Annotated in this window: 15 protein-coding genes; 10 read left to right on the forward strand and 5 right to left on the reverse strand. The window is 64.6% G+C overall.

Translation table 11 applies throughout. The annotated features are described in order from the left end of the window. Nucleotides 1-10 precede the first annotated feature (10 nt). Entirely contained in the window at nucleotides 11-334 is a 324-nt protein-coding gene (fdxE, locus tag CRO22_RS11155) for a ferredoxin FdxE (RefSeq protein WP_097070232.1), read from the reverse strand. 186 nt (nucleotides 335-520) lie between these two features. Here fdxE and CRO22_RS11160 point away from each other — a divergent pair, with 186 nt between their 5' ends. Then, entirely contained in the window at nucleotides 521-1,129 is a 609-nt protein-coding gene (locus CRO22_RS11160; RefSeq protein ID WP_097070233.1) for a peptidoglycan-binding domain-containing protein, read from the forward strand. Between the two features lie 111 nt (nucleotides 1,130-1,240). Here the strand turns inward: CRO22_RS11160 and CRO22_RS11165 are convergent, their stop codons facing one another. Continuing rightward, complete coding sequence (locus tag CRO22_RS11165) at nucleotides 1,241-2,311, reverse strand: ABC transporter substrate-binding protein (RefSeq protein ID WP_097070234.1); 1,071 nt, start codon at nucleotides 2,309-2,311, stop codon at nucleotides 1,241-1,243. 355 nt (nucleotides 2,312-2,666) lie between these two features. After that, entirely contained in the window at nucleotides 2,667-3,566 is a 900-nt protein-coding gene (locus CRO22_RS11170; protein ID WP_097070235.1) for a LysR family transcriptional regulator ArgP, read from the reverse strand. Between the two features lie 71 nt (nucleotides 3,567-3,637). Between CRO22_RS11170 and CRO22_RS11175 the strand changes: the two genes are divergently transcribed. From CRO22_RS11175 to CRO22_RS11205, 7 genes are all read left to right on the forward strand, one after another. Further along, nucleotides 3,638-4,252: a LysE/ArgO family amino acid transporter gene (locus CRO22_RS11175; RefSeq protein ID WP_097070236.1), complete on the forward strand. Its 615-nt coding sequence runs from the start codon at nucleotides 3,638-3,640 to the stop codon at nucleotides 4,250-4,252. 161 nt (nucleotides 4,253-4,413) lie between these two features. Further along, on the forward strand, nucleotides 4,414-6,012 hold the full coding sequence (locus CRO22_RS11180) for an ABC transporter substrate-binding protein (RefSeq protein WP_097070237.1): 1,599 nt from the start codon (nucleotides 4,414-4,416) through the stop codon (nucleotides 6,010-6,012). A 49-nt stretch (nucleotides 6,013-6,061) separates the two neighbouring features. Continuing rightward, a complete protein-coding gene (locus tag CRO22_RS11185) occupies nucleotides 6,062-7,123 on the forward strand; it encodes an ABC transporter permease (RefSeq protein ID WP_097070238.1) in 1,062 nt (353 codons plus the stop codon). Continuing rightward, entirely contained in the window at nucleotides 7,120-8,028 is a 909-nt protein-coding gene (gene nikC, locus CRO22_RS11190; protein WP_097070239.1) for a nickel transporter permease, read from the forward strand. The genes CRO22_RS11185 and nikC overlap by 4 nt, the downstream gene beginning before the upstream one ends. Continuing rightward, a complete protein-coding gene (locus CRO22_RS11195) occupies nucleotides 8,025-8,858 on the forward strand; it encodes an ABC transporter ATP-binding protein (protein WP_097070240.1) in 834 nt (277 codons plus the stop codon). Before nikC ends, CRO22_RS11195 begins: the two co-directional genes overlap by 4 nt. Continuing rightward, complete coding sequence (locus CRO22_RS11200) at nucleotides 8,851-9,639, forward strand: ABC transporter ATP-binding protein (RefSeq protein WP_097070241.1); 789 nt, start codon at nucleotides 8,851-8,853, stop codon at nucleotides 9,637-9,639. The genes CRO22_RS11195 and CRO22_RS11200 overlap by 8 nt, the downstream gene beginning before the upstream one ends. Before the next feature lie 2 nt (nucleotides 9,640-9,641). Further along, the gene (locus CRO22_RS11205) at nucleotides 9,642-10,700 is read left to right on the forward strand and encodes a dipeptidase (protein WP_097070242.1); all 1,059 of its coding nucleotides are present in this window, start codon (nucleotides 9,642-9,644) and stop codon (nucleotides 10,698-10,700) included. A 69-nt stretch (nucleotides 10,701-10,769) separates the two neighbouring features. Here CRO22_RS11205 and CRO22_RS11210 read toward each other — a convergent pair whose 3' ends face one another. Together CRO22_RS11210 and CRO22_RS11215 are read right to left on the reverse strand one after the other, a co-directional pair. Beyond that, entirely contained in the window at nucleotides 10,770-12,008 is a 1,239-nt protein-coding gene (locus tag CRO22_RS11210; protein WP_097070243.1) for an acetate kinase, read from the reverse strand. A gap of 159 nt (nucleotides 12,009-12,167) precedes the next feature. Then, the gene (locus CRO22_RS11215) at nucleotides 12,168-13,079 is read right to left on the reverse strand and encodes a permease (protein ID WP_097070244.1); all 912 of its coding nucleotides are present in this window, start codon (nucleotides 13,077-13,079) and stop codon (nucleotides 12,168-12,170) included. Between the two features lie 701 nt (nucleotides 13,080-13,780). On the opposite strand from CRO22_RS11215, the gene CRO22_RS11220 reads away from it, so the two are divergent. Then, nucleotides 13,781-14,371: a DJ-1/PfpI family protein gene (locus CRO22_RS11220; protein WP_097070245.1), complete on the forward strand. Its 591-nt coding sequence runs from the start codon at nucleotides 13,781-13,783 to the stop codon at nucleotides 14,369-14,371. 52 nt (nucleotides 14,372-14,423) lie between these two features. Continuing rightward, nucleotides 14,424-16,949 (forward strand): glycyl radical protein, encoded by a 2,526-nt coding sequence (locus tag CRO22_RS11225; protein ID WP_097070246.1) that lies wholly within the window; start codon nucleotides 14,424-14,426, stop codon nucleotides 16,947-16,949. Nucleotides 16,950-16,972: the final 23 nt, after the last annotated feature.

Here is a 16,972-nt window from a genome sequence, read left to right on the forward strand (position 1 = left end):
CTGGCCGGGGTCAGATCTGTTTTTCGGGCAGATGCACCACGAGTCCGTCGAGATCGGGCGTGACCCGGATCTGACAGGTCAGGCGCGATTTCACCGGATCGGGTTCCCAGGCGAAATCGAGCATGTCGGTTTCGGTCGGCAGCGGTTTGGGCAGCCGGTCGATCCAGGCCTCGTCGATATAGACATGGCAGGTCGAGCAAGCGCAGGCGCCGCCGCAATCGGCGTCGATGCCGGGCACGCCATTGTCGCGCGCGCCTTCCATCACCGTGAGCCCCGGTTTCACCTCGATCTCGTGGCGGGTGCCATTGTGTTCGACGTAAGTGATCTTTGCCATCTGGTACCTCATGCGTTGCCGCGTTGCGGGATGGACCCGGTTTAGGCGAAGGCGGAGGGTTTGGGAAGCGCTCGCTTGGCCGCATCCTTGCTCACGCAGGCGGGTGCGGTAGGTGCGGTATCAGTCTGACCCTAGGCGCGGGCAGGCAAAGCGGATAAGGTCGCGCCATTCACTCCGACGAGTTCCATGCCGCGCCTCTCCCTCTCTGCTCTCGCCCTGCCGTTCTTTCTTTGCGCCTGTGTCGAGCAGGCGGCGCAGGAGGCGGCGCCTCCCCCGTCACAGTCTGCGGTGGCCGCGGCGACGCGCGACGGCGCACCGATTGTCGCCACAGGGGCTGCCGTGGCGCGGCTGACGCTGGCGGGGGAGTGGCGCGACACCTCCCCCGGGGCACAGGCACCCGGCTGCTATCATGTGGAACGTCGCCCCGCTGTGGTCGAGACTGTGACCGAGCACGCGCTTGTCGCGCCCGAGAAACGCGATCCGGTGAGCGGGGTGGTGCTGGAGCCTGCGCGTTACAATACGATCACCGAGGCGCGGATCGTTGAAGGCGGCGAGCGGCTGTGGTTCCGCCGTGTCTGCGACGCGGATCTGACGCCCGAACACATCCAGACCCTGCAACGTGCGCTTGCGGCGCGGGGGCTTTATGCGGGCCCGGAGACCGGCCGGATTGATCGGGCCACCACCGCGGCGATCCGGGCCTATCAATCGCAACGCGGGCTGATCAGCCCGGTGCTGTCGCAGCGCGCGGCCGAGCAGATGGGCGTGATCTTGTGGCGAGAGCGCCCGGTGCCCTGACGCAAGGCGCGCGGCTGCCGCAGATCGCGCGCCCGGCCAGAACGGGAGCTTGCCTGGCCGGGCCGCTAGCGTGGCGCGGAGCCATGGCCCCGCACCACCCCGTTTCTTGCCTCAGTTCGCCAGCCAGGCGTTGAAGCGCTCGTTCAGTTCCGAGTCATTGTCGACCCAGAAGTCGAGGTTGGTCTCAAGCGCGTTCGTCATGTTCGCCGGATAGGTCGGCAGGTGCGGACCCATCACAGTCTTGCCGTCCTTGTAGAGGATCTCGCCCGCGTTCGAGGATTTCCGGGTCGGGCCGTAGGAGATGTATTGTGCCTGGCGGCGCAGCCCCTCGGTCGAGGTGGTGAACTGGATATACTTCATCGCGTCATCCAGATGCGGCGCCCCTTTCGGGATCACATACATCTCGTGCTCGTAGACTTGCCCGTCCCAGAGCACGACAAGCGGCTTGCCCTCTTCGATCGCGGCATTGAAGATCCGTCCGTTATAGGCGGTGGACATCGACACTTCGCCATCGGCCAGAAGCTGCGGCGGCTGCGCGCCCGCTTCCCACCAGATCACGTCGCTCTTGATCGTGTCGAGCTTGGCGAAGGCGCGGTCGAGCCCCTCGTCGGTGGAGAGCACGTCATAGACCTCCGCCGCCGGCACACCATCGGCCATCAGCGCCATTTCGAGCACGGTCTTGGGCGCCTTTTTCACGCCGCGCTTGCCGGGGAATTTTTGCAGATCGAAGAAATCGGCGATTTTCGTCGGTTTCTCGCCGGGGAATTGCGAGGCGTCATAAGCGATCACATTCGCCCAGAGGTCGGTCGAAATGCCACAATCCATCACCGCGCCGGGCAGGAAATCTTCCATCGCCGGGGTGCCGTCGGAGCCGGGCAGGAGCAGATCGGGGTCGATCTCCTCGAGCAGGCCCTCGTCGCACAGCCGCACCGCATCGGCATATTCGACGAGCGCGACATCGACCGAAACGTTGCCCGATTCCGCCTGTGCTTTCAGCGGCGTGGCGGGGTTGTCGGCATCGGTCATCGTGGTCTTGATGCCGGTGGCTTCCATGAAGGGTTTCACATGGGCCTCGACTTCGGCCGCGCCATAGGCGCCGCCCCAGCTCAGGACCACCACTTCGGCTTGGGCCGCCACCGCCATCGAGGAGGCGATGACCGTGGTGAGGAGGAGTGTCTTCATCTGTTCGGTTCCTTGTTCTGCCAGATGGTCCGGGGCCGGCCGCTTGTGTGGGCTGGGTCAGCGGCAGCGCGCCTGCCCACGTCTGGCCCCGTGCCTTTCCGGCTTAGGCGCCGCGGTGCGCCGACGGGCGGGCGCAAACCGACGCGAAATCATCCGTTTGCGCCGTTTGCCGAAACTCCCGCCCGGAACGGCTGCGCAAATTGCCGCGGTTGGCCTGCCGGGCCGCGGGCGGGCGGCGGACATCCGGCGCGACGAGAGGCCGAAGTGCCCGGGAGATGGGCGCCTTGCCTGCCTGGCAGGCAGAACGAAGACACGCCCGCGCCTTGATTCGGGGTCTTGCCCGGAGGGGAGCGGTTCAGCGCAGCGCAATGAGCCGGGTGCGGGCCTCGGCCACCACTTCTTTCGTCAGCCTCTCAAGAAGCGGGCTGCCGAGCCGCACATGCTGCCAGTGCAGCGGCACATCGAGATATCGCCCGCGCAGAAGCTCCACCAGCGCGCCGCTCTCGATCATCCCGGCGGCCAGCGGCAGGGGCTGAAGCGCCCAGCCAAGCCCGGCCTGGCAGGCGTCCAGAAAACCTTGTGTCGAGGGGACGCGATGCGCGGGCGCGGTGAGCGGCAGGTCGAACTGCTGGCGCAGCCAGCGCGCCTGCAGCCCGTCATTGGCGTCGAACTGCAAAACGGGCGCGCGCGCGAGTGCCTGCGGTGTCACGCCTTGCGCAAAATGGCGGCGCAGAAAGGCGGGGCTCGCGCAGGCGGCATAGCGCAGCGCGCCAAGCGGGCGGGTGCGACAGCCGGGCAGGGGGATCGGCTCGGTGGTGAGCGCGGCGAGCACCTCACCCCGGCGCAGCCGCCTTGCGGTGTGTTCCTCGTCTTCGCGCGTCAGATGCACAAGCGCTCCGGTGGCTTCGGCAAAGCGCGCCACCGCAGGCAGGAACCAGCTCCCGAGCGAGTCGGCATTCACAGCGACATTCAGGGTGACCGGTCCCGCCTCCGGCCCGCCAAGCCCCGGCAGATCGGCCGCGACCTCGCCCTCAAGAAGCCGCACCCGTTCCAGATGGGCACAAAGCCGCGCGCCTGCCTCGGTGGCCACGGGCGGCTGGCTGCGGACCACGAGCGTGGCCCCCACCCGTTCCTCGAGCGCGCGGATGCGTTGCGACACCGCCGAGGGCGTGATGCCGAGCCCGCGCGCGGCGCGCTCGAAACTGCCTTCGCGCAGCACTGCCGCCAGCGCGGCGAGGTGTGGATAATCAAACATCTTAAGCCATACTTCATCCACTTTAGCATCCTGAACTGGACTACATTACTCGCCGCGGTCAGAAAAGCGCCATGACCCAGCTTTCCCCCTTTTTCACGGGCTTCGCCCTCTCGCTCGGGCTGATCGTTGCGATCGGCGCGCAAAATGCCTTCGTGCTGCGCCAAGGGCTTCGGCGCGAGCATGTGGGGCCCGTTGTTGCCTTCTGTGCGCTCACGGATCTGGTGCTGATCGGCGCCGGGGTGGCGGGGCTCGGCGGCCTCCTCGGGGCGGCGCCGCGGCTTCTGTTCTGGCTCTCGCTTGGGGGGGCGGCGTTTCTTGGCTGGTATGGCCTCTCGGCGCTGCGCCGCGCGCTTGGGGCGGAGCGGCTTGTTGCCCAGGCCGGTGGCGCGGGGCTGACGCGGAGCGGAGCGCTCGCCCGCGTGGCCGGGTTCACGCTCCTCAACCCGCATGTCTATCTTGATACGGTATTGCTCGTTGGCTCGGTCGGGGCAGCCCAGCCCGCCGGGGCGCAACCGGCCTTTGTTCTGGGTGCGGGCGCAGCAAGCCTGATCTGGTTTGCCGCGCTCGGTTATGGTGCGCGCTTCCTTGCGCCTCTCTTCGCAAAGCCTCGCGCCTGGCGGCTGCTCGATCTTGTGGTCGGGGGGATGATGCTCGTCCTCGCAGCGGGGCTTGTGCGCGGGCTCTGATCCGCCCCGGTCTGAACCGTTTCAAGGCGGCCGTCCGGGCGGGAGGCAGCCTTGCATCCGATCCGCCTTGCGCTCCCCTCACAAAAACGTCACTTTTGCCGCAGGTCAGGCCGCGCCACCCGGCATGAGCCTGACCGCAGAAACGGACAGGGAGTCCCCTCATGAATTCACCCCTCACCCTTCCCAAGGCTTTCGCTCTGGCGGCGCTGATGGCCTGCACCGCGCCCGTGGCGCTGTTTGCGGGAACGCCGGCCGATACGCTGGTGCTGGCCGATGCGATCGACGATATCGTCTCCATCGACCCGGCCGAGGCCTTCGAATTTTCGGGCACCGACCTCAATAACAACCTCTATGACACGCTGGTGGAACTCGATCCGGCGGAATCGGGCAAGATGGTGCCGGGGCTCGCGGAGAGCTGGTCGCTCGCCGATGACGGCGTGACCTATACGTTCAAAATGCGCCCGGGCGTGACCTTCTCCTCGGGCAACCCGGTCACTGCCGAGGCTGCGGCCGCCTCGCTCAAGCGGGTGGTCATGATGGACAAGACCCCCGCCTTCATCCTCACCCAGTTCGGGCTCTCGAAGGATAATATCGAGGAAACGATCCGCGCCGAGGGCGACACGGTCATCCTCAAGACCGACAAACCCTATGCGCCGAGCTTCGTTTACAACTGCCTCACCGCGGGCGTGGCCGAAATCGTCGATGTGAAGACGGTGATGGAGCATGAAGTTGATGGCGACATGGGCAATGCCTGGCTGCAGTCGAACTCGGCGGGCACCGGCGCCTATGTGCTGAAGAGCTTCAAGCCGAGCGAAGGCTATGTGCTTGAGCGGCGCGAGGGCCACTGGCGCGGCGATGCGCCGATGAAATACGTCATGATGCGCCATATTCCCGAGGGCGCGACCGAGCGGCTGCTGATCGAGAAGGGCGATATCGACATCGGCCGTGAGATGACGCCGATCGACATCGCCGGTGTCGAGGGCAACCCCGATGTCACCGTGCAGGGGGACGTCGGCGGGCAGATCTACTACCTCGCGATGAACCAGAAAGTGCCGGAGCTGACCAACCCGAAAGTGCTTGAGGCGATGCGCTGGGCGGTGGATTACAAGGGCATGACCGACACGATCCTGAAGGGTCAGTGGGTGGTGCATCAGGCCTTCCTGCCGCAAGGCTTTTTGGGCGCGCTGGACGAGACGCCCTATCACCTCGATCTCGACAAGGCGAAGGCGCTTCTGGCCGAGTCGGGCGTGACGCTGCCGCTCAACCTCTCGCTCACCGTGCGCAACAACCAAGAACGCATGGATATTGCGCAATCGGTGCAGAACACCTTCGGCCAGATCGGCATCAACGTGACGCTCGATGTGGGCGACGGCAAGCAAGTGCTTGAAAAGTATCGCGCGCGTCAGCATCAGATCACGCTGCAGACCTGGGGCCCGGATTATCCCGACCCGCAGACCAACGCCTCGACCTTCGCGGAAAACCCCGACAACTCGGACGAGGCGAAGGCCACGGGCTATCTCGCCTGGCGTACCGCCTGGGATCCGGGTGCAATGGGCGCGATGGCGGAGGCCGCGGTGCGCGAAGTCGATACCGCCAAGCGTGCCGCGATGTATGAGGACATGCAGCGCACCCACCGCGACACTTCCGCTTTCGTGCTGATGTTCCAGCAGGCGCGGCAGGATGCGATGCGGGCGAACGTCAAGGGCTTCTATGCCGGTGGCGCGACCGATTCCGCCACCTACTGGACCGTGACGAAGTAAGATCCTCCCGCCGCGCGGTCTTTGGGCTGCGCGGCGGGGCCATCCCCTCATGGCAGTTTCCGAACTCTCCCTCCCCGCTCGCCTGACCGAGCTTTTCCGCCGCATCGCCGGCGGGCTCGTCACTCTTGCCATCACCCTTCTGGGCCTGTTGCTCGTCACCTTCATCATCGGCCGCGTCGTGCCGATCGACCCGGTTCTGTCGATCGTGGGCGAACGCGCGACCCAGGCGCAATATGACGCCGCGCGCGAGGCGCTTGGCCTCGATACGCCACTTTGGCAACAATTCTGGATCTATGTCCGCGATGCGGTGCAGGGCGATCTGGGCCGGTCGATCCGCACGCAACAGCCGGTCCTGACCGAGATCACCCGCCGCTTCCCCGCCACGCTCGAACTCGCCACGCTCGGCACGATCATCGGGGTCATTCTGGGCGTGCCCGCGGGCGTGCTTGCCGCCACCCGGCCGGGCTCGATCTCGGACCAGATCGTCCGCCTCGTCGGCCTTGTCGGCTATTCGATGCCGGTATTCTGGCTCGGTCTCATTGGCCTTCTTATCTTCTACGGCGAGCTTGGCTGGGTCGGCGGCCCGGGCCGTCTCGACCCCTCCTATGACATGATGCTCGAATTCACGATGACGCGCTACACCGGCGCGATCTTGATCGATTCCGCGCTCAACGGCGCCTGGGACGTATTTGCCAATGCGCTCACCCATATCGTGCTCCCGGCAGGGCTTCTGGGTTACGTTTCAATGGCCTACATCAGCCGGATGACGCGCAGTTTCATGCTGGGCGAGTTGAGCCAGGAATATATCACCACCGCCCGCGTCAAGGGTATGCCGGAATGGCGGGTGATCTGGGTGCATGCGATGCGCAACGTCTCGGTGCCGCTGATCACCGTTGTGGCGCTTTCCTATGCCTATCTGCTCGAAGGTTCGGTGCTGACCGAAACGATTTTCGCCTGGCCGGGGCTCGGCAGCTATATCACCGATGCGCTCTTTGCCGCAGATATGCCCGCGGTGCTGGGCGGCACGGTGGTGGTGGGCGTCGCCTTCGTGACGCTCAACATGGCGTCGGACCTGCTCTACCGCCTCGTTGATCCGAGGGCGCGCACATGACCCAGACCCTTTCGCAATGGCTCACCGATCCCTCGCCCTCGTCGCGGGCGCAGGCGCGCATCGGGCAGGCCTGGCTGGCCTGGCTCCGGCTCAGGCGCAACCATCTTGCAATGCTCGGGCTCGCCATCATTGTGCTTTTGTGCGCGATGGCCGCCTTCGCGCCGCTTTTTGCCACGCATGACCCGTTCACCCAGAACCTCGGCCAGCGGCTCTTGCCGCCGGGCACGCCGGGGCATTGGCTCGGCACCGATGATTTTGGCCGCGATATCTGGTCTCGCATCGTCTATGGCGCGCGCATCACGCTTTATATCATCGCCCTTGTGGCCGTGACCGCGCCGGTGATCGGCCTCGCCATCGGTACCGTGGCGGGCTATTTCGGCGGCATCGTCGATACCGTGCTGATGCGCATCACCGATATCTTCCTTGCCTTCCCGCGGCTCATTCTGGCGCTCGCGCTTGTCGCCGTGCTGGGGCCGGGGATCGTCAATGCCGTGCTTGCGATCGCGCTGACCGCATGGCCGCCCTATGCCCGTGTGGCACGCGCCGAAACGCTCACCGTGCGCAATTCGGACTATATCGCCGCGGTGCGGCTGCAGGGCGCCGGAGCCGGGCGGATCATCTGGGGCCATGTCATGCCGATGTGCCTGCCCTCGGTGATCATCCGCGTCACGCTCGACATGGCGGGGGTGATCCTGATCGCCGCGGGCCTTGGCTTTCTCGGCCTTGGCGTGCAGCCGCCGCTTCCCGAATGGGGTCTGATGATCTCTTCGGGGCGCAAGTTCCTGTTCGAGCAATGGTGGGTGGCCACCATGCCGGGCCTCGCGATCTTCCTTGTGTCGCTCGGCTTCAACCTTCTGGGCGATGGTCTGCGCGACGTGCTTGACCCGCGGAGTGCCTCGCGATGAGTTTGCTGGAAATCGAAAACCTCCGTGTCACCTTTGATACGGAGACGGGCCCGGTTCATGCTGTGCGTGGCGTAAGCTTCAGCCTCGGGCGTGAACGTCTTGGAATTGTGGGGGAAAGCGGCTCCGGCAAGACCATCACCGGGCGCTCGGTTCTGCGCCTCATCCGCCCGCCGGGGCGGATCGAGGCGGACCGGATGCGCTTTGACGGCATCGACCTCACGAAGGCCTCGGAAAAGCAGATGCGCGCGTTGCGCGGGCCGCGCCTTGCCATGGTGATGCAAGACCCGAAATACTCGCTCAACCCGGTGATGCGGGTGGGCGCGCAGCTCATGGAGGGCCTTTTGCGGCGCGACCGGCTTGGCCGGGCGGAGGCGCGCAAAAAGGCGATTGCCGCGCTGGAAGCGGTGCAGATCCGCGACCCCGAGCGGGTGATGGAGGCCTGGCCGCATGAGCTTTCCGGCGGGATGGGGCAGCGCGTGATGATCGCGATGATGCTGATCCCTGAGCCCGATCTGCTGATTGCCGACGAGCCCACCTCGGCGCTCGATGTGACGGTGCAGGCGGAGGTGATGGCGATCCTCGACGGGCTCGTGCGCGAGCGCGGCATGGGGCTCATCTTCATCAGTCACGATCTGCGCCTTGTGGCGCGGTTTTGCGACCGGGTGCTGGTGATGTATCGCGGCAAGATCGTCGAGGAACTGGCCGCGGGCGATCTGATGGAGGCCAAACACCCCTATACGCAGGGGCTTTTGAATTGCTTGCCGCGCATCGGGGGGCCGCGCAAACCCCTGCCGGGGCTCGACCGCACGGGGGACTGGGCCAATGCGTGATGTGATCGAATCTGATTTCATCGAGATCGACAACCTTTCCGTCACCTTCGAGGCGAAGGGGCGGCGCGTGCATGCGGTGCAGAATGTCAGCCTTTCGGTCGGCGCCAAGCAGAGCTTTGGCCTTGTGGGCGAAAGCGGCTCGGGCAAATCCACCATTCTGCGTGCGATCTGCGGGCTGGCGCCTGTGTCCGGCGGCGCGATCCGCATCGCTGGAGAGCCCGTGAATACGCGCAACGCCAAGGCCTTTGCGAGCCGGGTGCAGATGGTGTTCCAGGACCCCTATGCGAGCCTGCATCCGCGCCACACCATTGACCGCACGCTCTCCGAGCCGCTCGCGATCCATGGCATCAAGGGCACCGATGCCCGCGTTGTGCGCGCGCTTGAGGATGTGGGCCTGCCCGCCTCCTTCCGCTTCCGCTATCCGCACCAGCTTTCGGGCGGGCAGCGCCAGCGCGTGGCGATTGCCCGCGCGCTGATGCTTGAGCCCGAGATCCTGCTTCTGGACGAGCCCACCTCGGCGCTTGATGCCTCGGTGCAGGCAGAGGTGCTCAACCTGCTCAACCGGCTGCGCGCCGAGCATGGTTTGACATTTTTGATGGTCAGCCATGATCTTGCGGTTATCGACCATATGTGCGACCGCATCCTTGTCATGCAGCACGGCCGCGCCGTCGAAGAGCTGGCCCGCGAAGACCTCGCCTCCGCGCGCATGAAGACCGAGTATGCCCGCAACCTGTTCGCGGCTTCCGCCGACCGGATGTTGGGCGCCACTTCAAAGGACTGAAAATGATCCCCGTGTTCGACGGCCACAACGACCTTCTGTTGCGGCTTCTGGAGGCGCCCGAGCGGCGCGAAACGATCTGGCTCACCGGTGAGGGGAAAGGCCAGCTTGATCTGCCGCGGATGCAGGCGGGCGGCTTTGCGGGGGGCTTCTTCGCGATCTATCTGCCCTCGCCGGCGTCGCATGACGATGCCGATCTGATGGCGCAGATGGAAAACCCGCCCTATGCGCTGCCGCTGCCCGACGCGATTCCCTTCTCTGATGCGCTCGCGCCCGCCATCGCCGCGGCGGGTCACATGCTCTGGATGGAGCGCGCAGCCAAGGGCGCTTTCCGCATTTGCCGCACCGGGGCGGAGGTGCGCGCGGCACTCAAGGAGGGGGTGATCGCGGGCATCATGCATATGGAGGGCGCCGAGGCGATCGATGAAAGCCTTGATACGCTTCATGTGTTCCATGCGATGGGGCTGCGCTCGCTCGGGCCGGTCTGGTCGCGCCCGACGCTCTTTGGCCATGGCGTGCCCTTTGCCTACCCGTCCTCGCCCGATACCGGGCCGGGGCTCACCGATGCGGGCAAGCGGCTTGTGAAGGAATGCAACGCGCTCAAGGTGATGATCGACCTGAGCCATCTCAACGAGAAGGGCTTTGACGATGTGGCCGCGCTCTCCGATGCGCCGCTCGTGGCCACGCATTCGAACGTGCATGCGCTTTGCGCATCGTCGCGCAACCTCACCGACCGCCAGCTCGACATGATCCGCGAAAGCCGCGGCATGGTGGGGTTGAACTATGCGGTGGGCTTCCTGACCGAGACTGGCATCAAGGATCCGGCCTGCGGCTGGGCGCCGATGCTGCGCCACCTCGATTACCTGATCGAGCGGTTAGGCGAGGATCACGTCGGCCTTGGCTCGGATTTTGACGGCGCCGAAATTCCCGCGGTGCTGGGCGATGTCGCGGGGCTGCAGGGGCTTGTTGAGGCGATGCAGGCGCATGGCTATGGCGAGGCGCTGGTGCGCAAGATCGCGCATGAGAACTGGTGTTCGCTGATCGAGCGCACGCTCGGCGCCTGAGCCAAACCGCGCGCAAAGAAAAACCGCCGGTCTCGCAAAAGACCGGCGGTTTTGATTTTGCCAAGGCGCTCACTCGGCGGCGAGGCGGGGGCTTTCTTCCTGCATCGCCGCCACGCCGGGCCGGGTCAGGGCGACGGTGTCGATCGCGATCATCCGTTCTTCGTCTGTCGGCACGACCAGCGTGGCCACCCGCGCGCCCGCGGCGGAGATGTTCGGATCGCCGCCGCGCGCGGCGGCATTGAGCCGCGGGTCGATCTCGATCCCCAAAAAGCCTATGTCGGCACAGATACGCGCCCGGATCTCGGCGCTGTTCTCGCCGATGCCTGCGGTGAAGACGAGCGCATCTATACCGCCCATCGCGGCGGCATAGGCGCCAATCGTCTTGCGGATCTGATAGGTGAAGACCTCAAGCGCGAGCTGGCAGCGGGTGTTGCCTTTTTCGGCGGCGGTACAGATCTCGCGCATGTCATTGGAAAGGCCGGAAAGGCCCAGAAGCCCGCTCTTGCGATAGCAGATTTCCTCGACTTGATCGAGGCTCATGCCAAGCTCCTTGACAAGGTGGAAAATGATCGCCGGGTCAAAATCGCCCGCCCGCGTGCCCATCGCCACGCCGCTGAACGTGCCAAAGCCGATCGTCGTATCGACCGATTTGCCGCCATCGATTGCATCGAGTGTAACGCCGTTGCCAAGGTGGCACACGACCATCGACAGCGCCTCGATCGGACGGTTGAGCAGCTCGGCGGCGGTTTGGCTCACATAGCGGCAGGAAGTGCCGTGAAAGCCGTAGCGGCGGATACCATGAGCCGTGCTGAGCTCGAACGGCAGCGCATAGAGATGCGCCTTGGGCGGCACGGTCTGGTGAAAGGCAGTGTCGAAAACGGCGACATTGGGCGCGCCGGGGAAGGCGCGCCGGGCCTCTTCGATGCCGACAATATTGGCGGGGTTGTGGAGCGGTGCGAAATGGGCGCAATCGTGCAGCGCCTGGATGACGCAATCGTCCACAAGGACCGAACCGAAGAAAATCGCGCCGCCATGCACCACGCGGTGACCGATGGCGGTGATCGCGCCGGGGCATTCCAGCACGCCATATTCGGGCGACAGGAGCGCCTCCATCATCACCCCGAAGGCGTCATGGTGATTTGCGGTCTCGGAATGGCGCCGCTCGCCGCGGCGACCGACGAAATGCTCGGCATAGCCCTCGGGCTCACCGATCTTTGCAACGATGCCGGAGGCGAGAACCTTTGCCAGATCAGGGGTATAGAGCTGATATTTGAGGCTGGAACTGCCGCAGTTGATGATCAGGATCATGGGGATTTCCTTGTCGGTCGATGGGGTCGGTCGGTGGGGTCGGTCGGGGGGAGATGCGGCCGCGGGGGCGTCCGCCGGGAAGTCCTGGACGGCGCGGCACCGAAGCGTCGCGCCGTCTGGGGTCGGGTCGGGGCCGGCCGGAGGTCCGGCCCTGCCGGGTCAGACCGGAAGCGGGATCAGGGCCCAGAAGCCGAGGAAGCTCAGCAGGTTGACGGCAAAGGTCATGACCGCGATCGCGCAGGCCGGCGGGTCGATATGGGTGTCGCCATGGCACAGGAAGGCGCGGGCGAAGAACTCACCGAGGAAGGCCGAGAGGATGCCGATCACCGCGCCCCAGATCACGCTGCCGGAGGCGACGCCCGCGAGGGCTGCGGGCAGCATGATGTGGTGCGAGACGGGGGTAAGCACACCCAGCGTCAGGAACAGAAGGCTCGAGGCCGCGATGCCGAAGGCCAGAAGCGCGCCGGGCACACCATGGGTCACGCCGAGCCAGCCGCCAAGGAGCCCGCCGCCAAGCCCGATCACCACGATCTGCGCGAAGCTCGACTGGAACACCAGCCATTTGGTGGCGTCGGTCGGGTGGAAGAAGCCACGGCCCGGATCGGCCTTGCCGCAAAGCCCGCAGGTGCCCCACAGGAAGCGCGCGATAAAGGCGGAGATCACCACGCCAACGGCCGGAAGGTCGCTGAAGGCGAGGCCCGGGCCGAAGCTCGGAACAAAGGTGAGCGCCCAGAAGATCAGATAGCCGACCACGCCGAACACGCCGCCCACAAGGAGCACGTCCGGGCTGTTGAGCCCCATGCCCGCGGTGACGATGTTGCGCCCGCTATCAAGCTTGCCCTTCTTGGCGGCATAGGCGGCGGCGGCCACGCCCGCAGCAAAGCCGCCCGTGTGCGGGCCAAAGGCGCCAAAGGGGATGCCGAAGAAATCGGTGGCCTCGGGGGCGACTGCCATCTGGATCGCCACGCCGATCATCGTCAGGAAGCCGACGAAGGTGAAAGCCGGGAGCGCACCGATTGCGGCCCCGAATATACCGCCGCCAAAGGCGACGAGCAAACCGAGCAGTGTCATTCTGGTCTCCTTGTATATCCGGCCGAGCCTGTGGCAATTGAACCGGATGACTCTTGTTTATTACGAAACCGGATATTTATCCGGAGCCGTTTCCGGAGCGATTTTCCGCAAGGCAAAAGAAACCCGACCGCGAAAACGATGTTCCGCAGATAGTCTCACCCGGGCCCGATTTTGCGGGATTTCCTCCGATCGCGCCGATGTCGATCAGGCACCAAATTACGCGCGGGCGATCCGGGGGATCAAGATGAGCGGCTTGGCCTTCGCGGGTAGTTTCTTGACAGGAGGCCGAATCCGCACGGCAGGAATCCGCGCCAGTGGTCATCAAGTATTTGAAGTTAATATTCTAAATTTACAGCGATGCGAGTCGTCTGTACTCCCGCCGCAGGGCTTGGGGCGCATTTGAGCGCTTTGGAAGCCTCTGGCGCGGTGCGCGCTTGTCATCGCCGCGCGGCGCAGGGCAGGGCGCTCTTGCGCCGCGATGACAAGAAAACACCCGTTGGTGTCTTTTTTTGTCCTGCCGCGTTTTCGCCTTTTCAGACGACGCGTGCAAAACCCCTGTGTTGCAAGGAAAAAGCGGTCAAGGCTGGCGCTGGGCAAGTTATTCCCCCTGCTGGTCAAGCCCGTCTCGTTGACCATCCGCCACCCCGGGGCCTATTTCTTCCTCAGTCGCCGATAAAAGGCCGACACAGGAACGGAAAACCATGAAACCCCTCACTGGACATAAAATCTTGATGCTCGTCGGAGATTATTCCGAGGATTATGAGGTGATGGTTCCGTTTCAGGCGCTCGGCATGCTCGGTTTCACGGTCGATACGGTCTGCCCCGGCAAACGCAAGGGCGAAACGATCCGCACCGCGATCCATGATTTCGAGGGCGACCAGACCTATTCGGAAAAACCCGGCCATCTGTTCCGGCTCACCGCGCATTTTGCGACGGTCAGCCCGGACGACTACGCCGGTCTCTATCTCGTCGGTGGCCGTGCCTGCGAATACCTGCGTCTGGATGCGCAGGTGCTGGCCATCGTGCGGGCCTTCATGACGGAGAACCGGCCTGTGGCCGCGATCTGCCATGGCGCGCAGCTCCTGACCGCCGCCGATGTGGTGCGCGGGCGTCGGATGACGGCCTACCCGGCCGTCGAGCCGGAAGTGCGGGCGGCAGGAGCCCACTTCGTCGCAGTCGCGCCGGAGCAAACCGTGGTCGACGGAAATCTCGTGAGCGCACCGGCATGGCCGGGGCATCAGACCCTGATGCGCGCCTTCGTGAGCCTCGTCGCTCCGAACATTCTGACCTGACCGGCTCTCCGGGCATGCGCGCCCGGGAAGCTTTCACAGCCTGGAGGATGCAATGATTGAGAAGGGCTTCACCAAACCGACCGACCGTATCACGCGGTTGAAAAACCAGATCCTGAACGCCCGGCCCTATGTGGAGGCGGAACGCGCGGTGCTGGCCACCGAAGCGTACAAGGCGACCGAAGGTCTGCCGCCGATCCTGCGTCGTGCCCGGGTGGTGGAAAAAATCTTTGCGGAACTGCCGATCACGATCCGCGACGACGAACTTGTCGTGGGCTCGATCACCATCAACCCGCGTTCGACCGAAATCTGCCCCGAATTCAGCTTCGACTGGGTGGAAAAAGAGTTCGAAACGATGGCTGGCCGCGTTGCCGACCCGTTCGAGATCCCGAAGGAAACCGCCGCGGCGCTCCATGAAGCGTTCAAATACTGGCCCGGCCGCACCACTTCGGACCTTGCCTCCTCCTATATGTCGCAAAAGGCCAAGGACTGCATGGCCAACGGCGTCTTCACCGTCGGCAACTACTTCTACGGCGGCGTCGGCCACGTCTGCGTTGACTACGGCAAAATCCTGAAGATCGGCTTCTCCGGCGTCATCATGGAAGCGATCAAGCGTCGCGAATTCCTTGACGACAAAGACCCCGACGCGATCAAGAAAAACCAGTTCTACACCGCCGTCATCATCGCCTACAAAGCCGCGATCGATTTCGCGCATCGCTATGCGGACAAGGCCGAGGAACTGGCCAAAGCCTGCTCCAATCCGACCCGCAAGGCCGAGCTTGAGCAAATCGCCAAGAACTGCCGCCGCGTGCCCGAACATGGCGCCACCACCTTCTGGGAAGCCTGCCAGACAATGTGGTTCATCCAGTGCATGTTGCAGATCGAAAGCTCGGGCCACTCGATCTCGCCCGGTCGCTTCGACCAATACATGTATCCCTACCTGAAAGCCGATACCTCGATCAGCCGCGAAGCCGCGCAAGAGCTTGTCGACTGCATCTGGATCAAGCTCAACGACGTCAACAAGACGCGCGATGAAGTTTCGGCCCAGGCCTTCGCGGGCTATGCCGTGTTCCAGAACCTCTGCGTGGGCGGGCAAACCGAAGACGGGCTCGATGCCACGAACGACGTGTCTTACATGTGTATGGAAGCCGTCGCTCACGTTCGCCTTCCGGCGCCCTCGTTCTCGATCCGCGTCTGGCAAGGCACGCCCGACGAGTTCCTGCACCGCGCCGCCGAAGTGGTGCGCCTCGGGCTCGGCGTTCCGGCTGTCTACAACGACGAGGTAATCATCCCGTCGCTGCAAAACCGGGGTGTCTCGCTCGCTGATGCCCGCGATTACGGCATCGTCGGCTGCGTGGAACCGCAGGCGATCCACCGCACCGAAGGCTGGCACGACGCGGCCTTCTTCAACGTGGCGAAGGTGCTCGAGATCACGCTCAACAACGGCAAGGTGGGCGATCTGCAACTCGGCCCGGTCACCGGCGACGCGAAAGAGTGGAAATCGCTCGAAGATTTCTATGCCGCCTTCTCGGGGCAAATGGCCTTCTTCGTCAAATATCTGGCCGAAGCCGACAACTGTGTCGACATCGCCCATGCCGAACGGGCGCCGCTGCCCTTCCTCTCGGCGATGGTCGATGACTGCATGGGCCGCGGCAAGTCGGTGCAGGAAGGTGGGGCGATCTACAACTTCACCGGCCCGCAAGCCTTCGGCGTCGCCGACACCGGTGACTCGGTCTATGCGATGAAGAAATTCGTCTTCGACGGCAAGAAGCTGACGATGGCGGAACTGAAGGAAGCGCTCGACGCGAACTTCGGCATGGTGGCGAGCAGCAATGCTCCCTCGGGCGAAATGAGCGAAGCGCAGGTTTACGAAGCGGTGAAGAAAGTTCTCGCCTCGAATGCCTCGCTCGATGTCGCGGCGCTGAAAGACGAGGTCTATCGCACCCTCGCCACCGGGGCGGCCCCGGCCGGTGCGCCGAAATACGACGGCATCCGCCGCCTGCTCGACTCGGCCGAAGCCTTCGGCAACGACAATGACGATGTCGACCTGATCGCCCGCAAATGCGCTCAGATCTACTGCAAGGAAGTGGAAAAATACACCAACCCGCGGGGTGGCCAGTTCCAGGCCGGGATCTATCCGGTGTCTGCCAACGTGCTCTTCGGCAAGGATGTGGGCGCGCTGCCCGATGGCCGCCCGGCCAAGCTTCCGCTCGCCGATGGTGTGTCTCCGCGCCAGGGCAAGGACCGTCTCGGCCCGACCGCCGCTGCGAACTCCGTCGCCAAGCTGGACCACTTCATCGCCTCGAACGGCACGCTCTACAACCAGAAATTCCTGCCCTCCGCTCTGGCAGGCGATACCGGGTTGCAGAACTTCGCCTCGCTCGTGCGCTCCTACTTCGACCACAAGGGGATGCATGTGCAGTTCAACGTGATCGACCGCGAAACGCTGCTCAAGGCGCAGAAAAACCCCGAGGACTACAATGACCTCGTGGTGCGGGTGGCCGGTTACTCGGCGCAGTTCGTCGTGCTCGCGAAAGAAGTGCAGGACGACATCATCAGCCGGACGGAACAACAGTTCTGATCCTCTTCCCGCAGGCCCCGTCC

This window comes from Rhodobacter maris (assembly GCF_900217815.1).
GTDB lineage: Bacteria > Pseudomonadota > Alphaproteobacteria > Rhodobacterales > Rhodobacteraceae > Rhodobacter > Rhodobacter maris.

Excerpts from the sequence above, each read along its gene's own strand:
- fdxE (WP_097070232.1), bottom strand. The coding sequence starts at position 334 with ATGGCAAAGATCACTTACGTCGAACACAATGGCACCCGCCACGAGATC.
- CRO22_RS11160 (WP_097070233.1), top strand. The coding sequence starts at position 521 with ATGCCGCGCCTCTCCCTCTCTGCTCTCGCCCTGCCGTTCTTTCTTTGC.
- CRO22_RS11165 (WP_097070234.1), bottom strand. The coding sequence starts at position 2,311 with ATGAAGACACTCCTCCTCACCACGGTCATCGCCTCCTCGATGGCGGTG.
- CRO22_RS11170 (WP_097070235.1), bottom strand. The coding sequence starts at position 3,566 with ATGTTTGATTATCCACACCTCGCCGCGCTGGCGGCAGTGCTGCGCGAA.
- CRO22_RS11175 (WP_097070236.1), top strand. The coding sequence starts at position 3,638 with ATGACCCAGCTTTCCCCCTTTTTCACGGGCTTCGCCCTCTCGCTCGGG.
- CRO22_RS11180 (WP_097070237.1), top strand. The coding sequence starts at position 4,414 with ATGAATTCACCCCTCACCCTTCCCAAGGCTTTCGCTCTGGCGGCGCTG.
- CRO22_RS11185 (WP_097070238.1), top strand. The coding sequence starts at position 6,062 with ATGGCAGTTTCCGAACTCTCCCTCCCCGCTCGCCTGACCGAGCTTTTC.
- nikC (WP_097070239.1), top strand. The coding sequence starts at position 7,120 with ATGACCCAGACCCTTTCGCAATGGCTCACCGATCCCTCGCCCTCGTCG.
- CRO22_RS11195 (WP_097070240.1), top strand. The coding sequence starts at position 8,025 with ATGAGTTTGCTGGAAATCGAAAACCTCCGTGTCACCTTTGATACGGAG.
- CRO22_RS11200 (WP_097070241.1), top strand. The coding sequence starts at position 8,851 with ATGCGTGATGTGATCGAATCTGATTTCATCGAGATCGACAACCTTTCC.
- CRO22_RS11205 (WP_097070242.1), top strand. The coding sequence starts at position 9,642 with ATGATCCCCGTGTTCGACGGCCACAACGACCTTCTGTTGCGGCTTCTG.
- CRO22_RS11210 (WP_097070243.1), bottom strand. The coding sequence starts at position 12,008 with ATGATCCTGATCATCAACTGCGGCAGTTCCAGCCTCAAATATCAGCTC.
- CRO22_RS11215 (WP_097070244.1), bottom strand. The coding sequence starts at position 13,079 with ATGACACTGCTCGGTTTGCTCGTCGCCTTTGGCGGCGGTATATTCGGG.
- CRO22_RS11220 (WP_097070245.1), top strand. The coding sequence starts at position 13,781 with ATGAAACCCCTCACTGGACATAAAATCTTGATGCTCGTCGGAGATTAT.
- CRO22_RS11225 (WP_097070246.1), top strand. The coding sequence starts at position 14,424 with ATGATTGAGAAGGGCTTCACCAAACCGACCGACCGTATCACGCGGTTG.